The organism is Elusimicrobiota bacterium (assembly GCA_016788905.1).
Classification (GTDB): domain Bacteria; phylum Elusimicrobiota; class Elusimicrobia; order FEN-1173; family FEN-1173; genus JADKHR01.
Genome location: JAEURZ010000023.1, coordinates 31,822 through 43,907, shown reverse-complemented (window position 1 = coordinate 43,907; position 12,086 = coordinate 31,822). Strand labels below are relative to the sequence as shown.

Annotated in this window: 10 protein-coding genes and 2 tRNA genes; all 12 read right to left on the bottom strand. The window is 51.7% G+C overall.

All coding sequences use genetic code 11. The features are described from left to right. Positions 1-669: 669 nt before the first annotated feature. A tRNA-Val gene (locus JNK54_09530) sits at positions 670-746 on the bottom strand. A 4-nt stretch (positions 747-750) separates the two neighbouring features. Beyond that, complete coding sequence (gene queF, locus JNK54_09525; protein MBL8024501.1) at positions 751-1,155, bottom strand: NADPH-dependent 7-cyano-7-deazaguanine reductase QueF; 405 nt, start codon at positions 1,153-1,155, stop codon at positions 751-753. 5 nt (positions 1,156-1,160) lie between these two features. Continuing rightward, positions 1,161-1,237, bottom strand: a tRNA-Cys gene (locus JNK54_09520). A gap of 64 nt (positions 1,238-1,301) precedes the next feature. Next, positions 1,302-3,131 carry an ATP-binding protein gene (locus JNK54_09515; GenBank protein ID MBL8024500.1) on the bottom strand — a complete coding sequence of 610 codons (1,830 nt, stop codon included), beginning with the start codon at positions 3,129-3,131 and terminating at the stop codon, positions 1,302-1,304. Beyond that, positions 3,128-4,699: a hypothetical protein gene (locus JNK54_09510; GenBank protein ID MBL8024499.1), complete on the bottom strand. Its 1,572-nt coding sequence runs from the start codon at positions 4,697-4,699 to the stop codon at positions 3,128-3,130. The genes JNK54_09515 and JNK54_09510 overlap by 4 nt, the downstream gene beginning before the upstream one ends. An 8-nt stretch (positions 4,700-4,707) precedes the next feature. Further along, complete coding sequence (locus JNK54_09505) at positions 4,708-5,790, bottom strand: PilT/PilU family type 4a pilus ATPase (GenBank protein ID MBL8024498.1); 1,083 nt, start codon at positions 5,788-5,790, stop codon at positions 4,708-4,710. A gap of 156 nt (positions 5,791-5,946) precedes the next feature. After that, positions 5,947-6,396 carry a ribose 5-phosphate isomerase B gene (rpiB, locus tag JNK54_09500; protein ID MBL8024497.1) on the bottom strand — a complete coding sequence of 150 codons (450 nt, stop codon included), beginning with the start codon at positions 6,394-6,396 and terminating at the stop codon, positions 5,947-5,949. Positions 6,397-6,410: 14 nt separating this feature from the next. Further along, entirely contained in the window at positions 6,411-7,169 is a 759-nt protein-coding gene (locus JNK54_09495) for a triose-phosphate isomerase (protein MBL8024496.1), read from the bottom strand. A gap of 61 nt (positions 7,170-7,230) precedes the next feature. Continuing rightward, the gene (gene pgl, locus JNK54_09490; protein ID MBL8024495.1) at positions 7,231-7,950 is read right to left on the bottom strand and encodes a 6-phosphogluconolactonase; all 720 of its coding nucleotides are present in this window, start codon (positions 7,948-7,950) and stop codon (positions 7,231-7,233) included. Next, the gene (gene zwf, locus JNK54_09485; GenBank protein ID MBL8024494.1) at positions 7,947-9,527 is read right to left on the bottom strand and encodes a glucose-6-phosphate dehydrogenase; all 1,581 of its coding nucleotides are present in this window, start codon (positions 9,525-9,527) and stop codon (positions 7,947-7,949) included. The genes pgl and zwf overlap by 4 nt, the downstream gene beginning before the upstream one ends. Next, on the bottom strand, positions 9,487-10,392 hold the full coding sequence (gene gnd / locus JNK54_09480; GenBank protein MBL8024493.1) for a decarboxylating 6-phosphogluconate dehydrogenase: 906 nt from the start codon (positions 10,390-10,392) through the stop codon (positions 9,487-9,489). Before gnd ends, zwf begins: the two co-directional genes overlap by 41 nt. Further along, positions 10,392-12,080: a glucose-6-phosphate isomerase gene (locus tag JNK54_09475; GenBank protein ID MBL8024492.1), complete on the bottom strand. Its 1,689-nt coding sequence runs from the start codon at positions 12,078-12,080 to the stop codon at positions 10,392-10,394. Before JNK54_09475 ends, gnd begins: the two co-directional genes overlap by 1 nt. Between the last annotated feature and the right edge of the window lie 6 nt (positions 12,081-12,086).

The window sequence follows — 12,086 nt, the reverse complement described above, 5'->3', positions numbered from 1 at the left end:
AGGCTAACGAATAAGCTTGATTTGGGCTCCGCCCATGCCGTACCGTTGCTCCAACCTGAGCCGCAAAGGGTGGAACTCCTGCTCCGTCCGCCAGATCAATGCGGAGAGGTTTCACGATCTGATTTACAAGAACCTTCTCCGCATTTCGCTGGATTCCGAATACATAAAAAACATCGTCGGGGCCCACAGGGCGAATTTAACGAAAGGGTGCGGTGGAGGACTCGAACCTGCGCCCGTGGACCCCTCCTTGACCCCCGAAAACCTCAAAAAAGCCCTGGAGGAATTGTTAACAATTTTTGCGCGCAGGACGGGGATGGAAAGGATTCTGGCCATTCGGCGAATCGTGACACGGATCAACTATTCGGAAAAGACGATCACGGTGGGAGTGCGGGTCCGTCGTCCCGGTGGGACTCCGGCCGTTGATTTGGCCCGCCCGCCCGATGACCGAACCGTGGGAGGTGATGAAATGGTTGACGGTCGCAAGACCGGAAATCATGGTAAATTTATTTTGAATCAGCGGCCTACACCGGCCGCTCCGCATCCGGCACAGATTGAAAGCCCTTCCGCCCGAACTTCCGAATCCAGACTTTGCCCTTCCCCCCGGACAACAAAAAAGCCCGGACGCTGTTCGCGGCCGGACCTTATAAGTGAGTTTGTATCACTTCCAAATGGTGCTCGGTACAGGACTCGAACCTGTGACCCCCTCCATGTCAAGGAGGTACTCTAACCAACTGAGCTAACCGAGCAAAATTAAGGTTGGGGTACTTTTCCGAATCGGGCCGATATGATGGCTTCGATTCCTCCCCGGGAGGCAAAGACTCCCTTCACTTCTGCCCAAACAGGGCGAGCATCTTTTACGACAGACTGAAGAACGCGGTTAACAACATTCTCAGTGAATATACCGCGATTACGAAACGAGTTCAAGAACAGTTTGAGCGACTTTGTCTCCAGGCACCAACGCTGGGGTTGATATCGGATCGAAACTGTCCCGAAATCGGGTAACCCCGTTTTGGGACAAACCGACGTGAATTCTGGAAACACCAATTCGATGGTGTATCCAGGGAACTGATTCTCCCATCGCTCGATGACCGGGAGCGGGTCTTGGATTCCGGATCGAGCGTGACTTCCTGTGTAACCGCCGGATGGCTTTTTCATTCAATTGGAGGTGCGGGCCGGATTTGAACCGGCGAATAGAAGTTTTGCAGACTTCCCCCTTAGGCCGCTTGGGTACCGCACCGAGAGGGCCGAAACAGCATATTAGGACTTTCTGTCTGCGTTGACAAGTCGACGGAAGCGTGGGACTAGGTTTTTTTTTGCTTAATACGAATGAGAGTGATGTCGAGGGCCAGATTTAAAAAGCGATAATCTTTTGAAAGTTCGTCCCAAGGAACCATTTGAAGGGAAAGTTTGGCTTGGTCAAAAGCTTCCTGGAGGCGGCTAAAGAAAATGCCTTCTGGAAGGTCCGTGTCCGGGGATGGCCCGAGGACAACCCCAATAGATACGCCTGCCTGTTGGCATTTTTCCAGAAAGGTTTCAGTGCCCAACCCGGTATGGGATGAGTATTCGACTTCAAGGGCTGGGTGGAGAACAAATTTGAGTTTATGTTTGTTAATAATATCTTCGAATTTCTTTTTCATTTGAAGAAGTTCTTTCGCTCGCCCCGCTGGGTAGAAAAACACGACGGGAATTTGACCGGAGTTCACCGGTAACGGAATGGAAACTGGGGCACTTTTTGGTGGAAGCGACTGAGGTAAAACAGAAGGTATCGGTAATGGGGGTTGCGGTGCGCTCTTTCCACTAGGGGATAGTGGGAGAATAGGAGAAGGCGTAGGAGGCAAGGAGGGAGTCCCTTCCCTCATCCTAGGATTAGTTGGGGGGGAAGACGTTGGAAGAAAAGGGGTCATTTTAGGAAGCGGTATCGGTCTTGTCGATCCTGAAGATTCAGGAATATCAACTTTAATTGGTTTTGCGGAAGGCTGAGGAACCGCGGGTTCCGCGGGCGAAGGGCGTGCGTCCTCCGGTTCAGGTTTTTCTTTTGAAACCGTTTTCGTTATTTCCTTGGGGGAGGAAAAATCTTCCTTACGTTCTACAGGGGATGGAACGGATTGGGTGTTTATTCTTTCCATTTGATTATCTGGAAAATCAGAAATTGGGTCATGTGTTTTTGTTTCCACCACTGTTTTGGCCGGAGGAGAGACAATAGCGGGCCGGGGGGGGGTGGGCTGGGGAGTATCGAAATGAGAGGGCTGAAGGTCAAACCCTTCCATCTCGGAAAGAATTTTTTTTTCCTCCAGACTGACTTCTGTCTCTTGGAAACCCGTCGACGTTTTTTCGCTCGATTCCCCCTCCGCCACCCATTCTTCTGGCGGAAGAAGCTCTTTCAAAATGTCTTTCACTAGGGAGAGAGTGATTTCTTCCGTGTAAAGTTGTGAATACGCTTGGATACGCCGCAGAAACCCTTCCAACTCTCGAATGTTGGATTTGAGTCGGCTGGCGATGTAAAGACGAATGTCGTCCGCCAAATGAAGTCCCGTCATTCGGCTTTCCTTTTTCTTCAGGATGGCCACGCGAGTTTCGAGGTTGGTAAACTTGATGTCAGCGATCAAGCCCCATTCAAAACGGCTTCGCAAGCGATCTTCCAAAGTGGTCAGCATTTTGGGAGGGCGGTCCGACGTCATGATGATTTGTTTTCCGCTGGCGTGTAAATCGTTAAACGTGTGAAAAAATTCCTCCTGGGTCGCTTCGGAGGTGGCGAGGAATTGAATATCATCGACCAACAACAGATCGAGGGCTCGGTACCGTTCTCTTAATGTTTGAAGTCGCCCGGCCTGCAGCAGTTCAATGACCTCCGTCATGAACTGTTGCGCGGTGACATACAACACACGGGTTTTTGGGTCTCGTTGAAGTACCCGGTGCCCCACGGACTGCATGAGGTGTGTTTTCCCTATACCAACGGGGCCGTAGAGAAAGAGAGGGTTGTAGGCTTTTCCCAAGTTTTCGGAGACAGCAAGGGACGCCGCGTGGGGAAACCGGTTATGGGTTCCAACGACAAACTCTTCGAAGGTGTAGAGCGGTACAAGGCGGGGATCGCCTGCCCCAAGGGCAGCATCTGTTGAGATGGGATTCGTCATGAGGCGGGACGGATTCTCCGCTTAAACATCATGAGTTCGACCATCAAGTCCATGTAGAGAAGTTTTGAATTGATTTCCCCTTCGGGAATAAGGAAACACCGAAGTCCAGCGGCCTGGGCCTCCCCAACCAACGGATCCATGAGATCGCTTCCCAATCCAGATGGAAGAACAACAAAAAAGATATCGGAACCACTTGTTTTTGCTTTCCATATCCATTCAGCGGAATTGTCCAGCGTGATGGTTGTCGCGATCGAAGCGTTGATAACGAAATTGGTCGGTTTCCTGGATTTCTTTTGAGCCATCTCGGTCAAAGTGGTCATGAACCGATCTCGCGCCGTTTCTCTCCCAGTCGAATAAAAAATTGAAACACGTAACGTGGATGGTTCCTCCTGTTTCATGGCTGTCGCTGGAATCGAAACAGATGAGGAGGGTGGCGGTTTTATCGGTTCTTCGGCCAGAGGCGCCGTTTCCGTTGGGATTGCCGGAGGTGGAGTGAACGCCAACGGTTCCACGGCCGCAGGAGGCAAGGGGGCATCTGTTGTCGGTTTTTGGAGAGCCTCCCTTCCCTCTGTAAAAGAAACTGTCTTATCCAGTAACGAAGAAGGGGGTGTCACTGGCCCCTGGCTCGCCTTCGGTGGGATGGGTGGAGAACTCGCGGCTTGAAAACCTTCTCCTGTCATCGGGATTGGAATGGGCGTTGCACTTCCCTGAGGGCCTACAGGTGCATTTTTATCTTTAGGTCCAGGTGGAACCCCTTGAGCGGGCGGTGAGGGGACGTGAGGAGGAGTCGATGGCTCATTCCGTTTTAGTGAAACGGATGGAGGCAGCGAAATTTTTGGCTGAGAAATTTGTGGCATTGGGTTTGGTAATCTAGGGGTATTCCCTCCCATGGGATGGGGGAGAGGTGTGTTTCCCGCAGGAACGTTTCCCGGTTTCGGTGGTTGGACGGGGCGAAGAATGTTGGGCAGTGGGCCCGTGGAGGGTAAAGGGGTGGGCGCCTTTGAATTCGGTGGCGTCCCGACCGTCGGTCCAGGAAACGATTTTGAAAGAGAAGGCGGGGCTATTGAAACTTGTCCTGGAATTGTCACACGGGGAAGAGGTGTGGTGGCCGGGGCGGTGTTTTTTTGAGTTGGGGGCGTTTGTTCCGAAAGCGTGGGAGGAGTGGTGTCGGGTTTAGCCGGGGGGATGGGGGTTGGGGTTACAGGGTTACCCATACGGGCCATTTTATTCATGACGAAGGTTTGCTCGTCTTCTGTTAAATTCGTCAGATCCTGAAGGGCACCGCTTAGCCCATCCAGAATGCCCATTAATTCCCCCGAAGGGCCAATCCCTGAGGTATCTTTGGTCAAGGACATCACCTGGTTTTGAATGGCAAGTTTTTCGGGAAGGGGCGCGTCCACGACAAATATGGCCCATTGAAAAACGTCATCCGAAATTTCCTGGACGTTTTGGCAGGTTTGGGGATGAGCGCGAACGATACTGTCGACATCGGTCCGATCCCCTTGAATCTTTAAAAGAAAACTATCGGCTTGAGCGGAAAGGAGCATTTCCCATCGATGGATAGCCATTGAAAAACCTACGCGTCGCCAATCCGGAGTGTGTTCATTTTGACCAGCAAATCGTCCGGATTGGTGGAGGCGTCGAGAGCTTCTTCCTTCGTTATCTTTTGTTCATTAAACAAACGAATAATATCCTGATCAAAGGAGTGCATGCCGTAATATTGGCCTTGTTCAATGGCTCGATTGACCTCGTTGGATTTATCTTCCAGGAGAAGTTTCCGGATGAGCGAAGTGACCACAAGGGTTTCTGTGGCGGGAACCCTCTCTCGGCCGTCCGCCGACTCCAGCAGTCGTTGCGCGATGATTCCCTTGAGAACGTTGGCGATGCGCGCTTTGGCTCCCGATTGTTCAGCGGGGTGATACGATTCGAGCAGGCGCCCCATGGTCTGCGAGGCGTCCATTGTGTGGATGGTGCCAAGGACCAAATGACCTGTTTCCGCCGCGGTAATCCCGGCTTGGATCGACTCCGCGTCACGCATTTCACCCAAAACAACCACGTCCGGGTCCTGACGAAGGAGGTGTTTAACAGCGGAGCCAAAGGAGGGTGTGTCTTGGCCCACTTCCCGTTGGGCGATGGAGGATTTATCATTGGTGTGATAATATTCGATAGGGTCTTCGATCATGATCATGTTGTAGGCGTAGTTCTTGTTAATGTAGTCCACCATGGAATTTAAAGTGGTGGTTTTCCCCGCCCCCGTAATGCCAGCCACAAGGAGCATTCCCCGTGTGTTGTGGCAGAGTTTTCTCATGGTTTCAGCGGGAAGATTTAATTCTTCAAAGGATTTAACTTGAAGAGGAACGACACGGAGGGAAAGGGCCACGCTCCCTTTTTGGCGGTAAACGTTAACCCGGAACCTGGACAAATCAGGAACGCTGTAGGACATGTCCAACTCATTCTCCCGCTCAAAGATGGCCCGTTGATTTTCGTTCATAAGAAGATTCGCCAATTCTTGGATATGTTCGGGACCCATTTTGTTAAAACCCGAAGACATGAGGCGGCCATGAATTCGGACCATGGGCGGAGTCCCCGCTTTAAAATGGATGTCCGAAATTCCACTGCGGAGCATGGTTTGAAAAAGTTTATTGATATCTACGGCCACGGGAAGCCTCCTGGTGAACGGCAGTTAGAGCTAAAGCATTAAACCTACGAATGATCCCCCCTTATAAATGACTTGATCTCCTGTAGGGGCTTTCTCAGTATGTACTAAGAACCCAACCAATTCAAGCCTTTTTGAATGACGACCGGAATCGATGCCTCATCCTCTTTTTTTCGTCTCCAACGCCGTGATTTTAGAAATTCGACGAACGTGCCGCCCCCGCTCAAAAGGGGATCGAATCCACACACGTGCCAATTCGATCAGGGTTGACGGTTTTAGAACCCGCCCCCCTAAACAAAGCACGTTGGCCTTATTATGTCTAGCCGCCAAAGAGGCTGTTGGCTTGTTCCAGACAACCGCGGCGCGAATCCCTTTCATTTTATTGGCGGCAATGGACATCCCAATTCCTGTCCCGCAAAGCAGGATTCCTCGGTCCGCCTTCTTTCCCGTAACGGCCAGGCAGACCAGTTTGGCGATGTCAGGATAATCCATGGATTCTTCGCTAAAAGTTCCTATATCCGTCACCGTGTGCCCTTCTTGACGAAGAACCCCCACCAGTTTTTCTTTTGATTTGAAACCACCGTGATCGGATCCTACCCAAAGTTTCATGGAGTTAATTTCGCTTAGATTTTTTTGAAATTCACGATACGAGCGAAATCTTCAGCTTTAAGGCTCGCCCCACCTACAAGACCTCCGTCAATGTCCGGTTGGGCCATGAGGGTATCAATGTTGTCCGGTTTAACGGATCCCCCGTAAAGGACGCGGACCTGAGCCGCGGCGGTGCCAAAGAGGACTTCTAATTTTCGGCGGATAAACGCATGCACTTCTTGGGCCTGGTCTGGGGTTGCCGTTTTCCCCGTGCCAATGGCCCAGACCGGTTCATAGGCGATAACAAGGGATGGGGCCTGGGCCGCCGAAAACCCCTTTAGGCCTTCTGTTACATGGCGTTCCACAACCGAAAATGTTTTTCCACTTTCTCGTTCCTCAAGGGTTTCTCCTACACACACAATGGGGGTCAGCCCCTGCTCTAAGGCGAGCCTGGCTTTCTTATTAATGAGGATATCGGTTTCCTTATAGATCTGACGCCGTTCCGAGTGACCCACGAGGACAAAGGATGCCCCGGCGTCTTTAATCATTCCGGGAGCCACTTCCCCCGTGAAAGCCCCTTGTAAATTATCATTCATGTTCTGAGCCCCGACCGAAATAGGGGAGCCTTTAGCGGCTTGGGCCACAGCGGCCAAACTTGTGAAGGGCGGGCAGACGAGAACATCCCGATCGGTATGGGATGGGACCAACGCAGAGAGTTTTTTAACCAGATCGACACCTTCGCCAATCGTTTTGAACATCTTCCAATTTCCTGCCATCAGAGGGCGTCGTGTCATGTAAGGCTCCTTTAGGTTAAAAAATCTATGTGGATCATTCTAGAACAATGTTTTCATCCCATCAACCATCGGTTGAGTGCCCCCAGGCCGAACGGTCTGCAAAGAGGTGGAACGCGGTCGTGTTGGCGGCAAGCCGGGTGGCCGGTATCTGGGGGTCTCCGTTTCGTAGGCGGGCCACTGCGGGAGCTTTTGATTCCCCCGTGGCCAGGAGGAGAATGAAACGCGCTGAGGTAAAGCAAGGCAACGACATGGTGATTCGTTCCGCTGGCGGTTTGGGGGCGTTTCGGATCGGGATAAAGCAGGGTTTTTGAAAAGTGAGCGCAGCGGACCCTGGAAAAAGAGATGCCACGTGGCCATCTTCTCCAAGGCTCAGAAGGACAATGTCAAAAGGCGGAACATGTGGATTGGAAGTCCCCAGAAGGCTCCCGTTTGCGGACGCCGCTTCCTCCACAGAGGGAAAGCCTGTGGCGATAGGATGAATTGACGCCGGGTTCAAGGGCAGATAACGTAAAAGATGGCGGTTGACGAGGTTTTGGTTGGAGTCCGAATGTTCGGCTGAAACGTAACGTTCGTCAGACCAATAAATATGAACACCTTTCCAGGGGGCTTCGGAAGAGCGTTCTCTAAGAACTCGGTATAAAGGCAAAGGAGAACGGCCCCCTGTTAATACGATCGTGCGCTGCGTGGAACCGTCGATCGGGAGGTTCTTTAATTCATCTAAAAAAAGAGTGGCCGCGGTTTGGGCGAGAGTTTCGGGGTCGGACTCGATGTGGATTTTCACCCGTTGTGCCAGGATCGGCCGTCACGAGCCATAAGTTCTTCTGAGGCTGTTGGGCCCCACCCCCCCGCCGCGTAGAGGTCCGGGGTTCCGTTGGAAGCCCAATGATCCAGAACCGGGGTTAACAGGGACCAGGAAAGATGAATCCAATCGGAACGGATAAAAAGCGTTTGGTCTCCCGCCATGGCGTCCAAGAAAAGCCGCTCATAGGATTCAGGAGGTAGACCAAAAGATTGTTCGTAATCGAAATCCATAGCCACGGAACTCATGCAAAGTTTGGGGCCCGGGTGTTTCGTTTCAAAAGAAAGGGATATCCCTTCCTCAGGCTGGATACGGAGAATGAGTGTGTTGGGATTTAAATCCGTCGGTTGAAGCGGTTGGAATAGAGAATGGGGGACGTGTTTAAATCGGATGACCACATCCGTCCGCCGAGCCCCAAGACGTTTCCCGGTACGAAGATAAAAAGGAACTCCCTGCCAACGCCAGTTATCAATAAACATTTTAAAGGCAACGAATGTTTCTGTTCGGCTGGAGGAAGAAACCCCACTCTCCTGGAGATAGCCAGGGACGGGAGTCCCTCGCAAGAGACCCCCTCCATACTGGCCCCGAACACTATTCCCTTTAATGTCGGAATGAGACAGGGGGCGTATCGCTCGTAAAATATTGGAGGCCTCATCTCGCACACGGTTGGCGTGAAAACTAGAGGGAGGTTCCATGGCGGTTACACAGAGAAGTTGAAGCAGATGATTTTGGAACATGTCTCGTAGGCAACCCGCTTCTTCATAATAGCCCGCGCGGTGACCAATTCCGATATCTTCCGAAACCGTAATTTGAACGTGGTCCACGTAATTCCGGTTCCAAATGGGCTCAAAAAAAATGTTGGCAAACCGCAAAACAAGAATGTTTTGGACCGTTTCTTTCCCCAGGTAATGGTCAATGCGATAGATTTGGTCTTCGTTAAAAAATTGACGTAGAACTTCCGAAAGACTTTCCGCACTGGCGACATCTTGACCAAACGGTTTTTCAATAATAAGCCGTGACCACCCTCGTCCCTTTTCTTTTTCACGGGAAAGACCGGAACGTCCCAGTTCTTGAATGACGTTCGGATACAAGGTGGGGGGTATCGAAAAATAAAAAGCCCGGTTTCTTTGGGTCCCGTGCGTTTGGTCCCATTCGTCCAAGCGAGAAGAAAGAGATGCGTAATCGTTGGGTTCGTTGTAGCGAAGCACATGGAAATAAAAGGAGGAAAGAAATTGATCCAGTGCTTCAGGGACCGCGTTGGGTACAGCCGCACGAACTGCCGCGCGGACGCGGTCGCGGAAAGCATCATCACTTAGGGCGGTACGACCGACACCTACGGCGTAAAAGTTTTTGGGAAGTTGACCCGTGGTTCGGAGTCGGAAAAGGGAAGGGAACAGTTTCCTTTCGGCGAGATCACCGGAAGCTCCAAAGATGACGAGCCCGCAAGGGTCGGGACGCGTTTCTAGGCAAAAACGTTCCTGTGTTTTTGTTCGACGATTAAAAACAGGCGTGCCGGTGTCACTCACTCGCTTTCTGGACGGGGTGACCGCCAAATTCATTTCGGAGCGCCGCAAGAACCTTGGCCGAAAAAGCGTCCGGTTGGCGTGAAGAAAACCGTGCAAAGAGCGCCAGGGCAATGGTGGGAACCGGTACGGCGGTTTGGATGGCTTGTTCCACCGTCCACCTCCCTTCCCCGGAATCGTCCACATACCCCTTGATGTTTTCAAGGATTGGATCTTTCTTAAACGCGTTTTCGGCCAGTTCTAAAAGCCAGGATCGCACCACGCTGGCCTGATTCCAAAGATGGGCGATTTTCCCTAAATCCAAAGGAAAGGGAGCGGCGCGAAGAAGGTCAAAACCTTCGGCATACCCCTGCATGAGGGCATACTCAATTCCGTTGTGAACCATTTTGGTGAAGTGACCTGCTCCGACGGGGCCCGCGTGGAGATAACCGTCTGGGTTGGGCGCCAATGTTTTTAAGGCCGGTTGAATGCGGTCAAACGCGGGCGAGGTCCCCCCGACCATCAGGCAGTAGCCCTTTTCGAGCCCCCAAATTCCACCCGAAGTCCCCGCGTCCATAAAAAGGATCCCTTTTTTAAGAAGTTCCTCCCCCCGCCGAAGCGAATCGGTATAACGAGAGTTCCCCCCATCAATCAGCAGGTCGCCGGGGGAAAGGAGGGGAGCCAGTTCTTGGATCATGGATTCGGTAGGATCACCTGCGGGAACCATGATCCAGACAGAGCGAGGCGTTTTGAGTTGACTTACAAGATCTTTTAAGGAGGTGGATCCCTGGGCTCCTTTCAGAACGACGGATTTTATTTTCTCCGGTGTCCGGTTGTAGGCGACCACACGGTGCCCGCCCCGAAGAAGCCGTTCCACCATATTGGCCCCCATTCGGCCAAGGCCAACAAATCCAATATCCATTAGATTTTGATGGCCGCGGTAAGTCGAGCCAAATCTTTCACGACCGAAGTGGAGAGATGGAAACGCAATGTGCGCCGGTTGTGATCTTTGAGCGATTGAATGTCGCCCAAGGCTTGAGCACGTTTCAGAACACTAAACCCATAACGCTCTCCTGGGATGGGCAGATCTTTTGGATCGTCCGCTGTGATCTGAATAAAAAGACCGTTTCCCCCCCCGCCTTTATGCAACTGACCCGTTGAATGTAAAAAGCGAGGGCCGTACCCTAATGTGGTGGCCAATCCTGTGATGGTGTTAAGCTTTTGTCTGAATCGTTGCAACGCCGCGTGTTGAACCGGGGAAGCCGTGACATAGGCCATAATCGCCACATAATCCCCTTTCTCCCGTTCGGAAAGGAACCCTTTAAAGAGGGTGGAAAGTGTGGATGATTTTACTCCCGCAGGCATTCGCCAACAGCGGATTCCCTTATCCGTTAACATCGGTTCGGTTTCAGGCAGGCGCTGGGCGGCTTCGAAGCGAGCCAGTACTTTTAGACTATTGGCTTTACTTTCAGACACGTTCGGTTCGTCGAAAGGGTTGACTCCCATGAGATGGCCCGCAACAGCGGTTGCCATTTCCCAGCGAAAGAATTCCCCCGCGAGGTCGTAAGGGTCTGTTAATTCAATGTGCAGAACAGGATGCCCGGCTTTTTCCAAAGCCTTAAGATTTTTCTCAATAACGGTTTGTTTATAATTTTTTAATTTGACGTAGACAAACAGGCGGTCTGATCGATACCGGGAGGGATTTCTTAATCCTTCAGACTCCACTGGAAGGATGCCTGTCCCGTTTTTGCCAGTGCTTTCCGCAATAAGCTGTTCCACCCAAAGGCCCAAACTTCCCAGCTTTGGCGAGGTGACAAGTGTCATCTTGTCCCGACCGATTTCTTTTCCCGCGGCAAGCCACGCCCCCAGGCGGAGACCGGGATTTTCGTCAGGTGAAACAGTGGGGCCGCAAGCGTTTGCCATTCGAGCGGCACGGTTCAATAATTTTTGAACGTCCAGTCCCATCAACGCCGCTGGGACGAGCCCAAAAAAAGTAAGGGCAGAAAAACGACCTCCCACATCGGCTCGAGCCGAGAACGTATGACGAAAAGATTTCGTTTTCGCCAGTTTTTCAAGGGTGGTTCCCGGGTCGGTAATGGCAACGAAATGTTCGCCAGGGTTTTTGATCTTTGCGTTTTCCATAAGGGCCCAAAAATATTTGAAGAGCGAAACCACTTCAATGGTCCCACCCGATTTGCTCGAAACCAGAAAAAGGGTCTTTTTTAAGTCAATCTTGGTTGTTACGGCGGCCAGGGCTCCCGGGTCGGTGGTGTCCAACACATGGAGACGTAAAAAACCCCGTTGGGGCCCGAAGGTTAACCGCAAGACCTCAGGACATAAACTTGATCCACCCATTCCGAGAAGAACAGTGTCTTTAAACCCGGCTTTTTTTACACTTCCCATGAATTTGGAAATTTCGGGCAGGGCGTTGGCCATGAACCCAGGAAGGTCCAACCACCCTAGTCGGTTTCGTATACTCTGATGGAGTGACGGATCCGATTTCCAAAGTGTTGGGTCTTTCGACCAGAGCCGGTGAGCCACATTTTCCTCACGAAGTTCTTCCAGTTGGGCTTCCAGATCAAAACGTGTGTCGGGCCGTTTTCGTTTCATGGGACT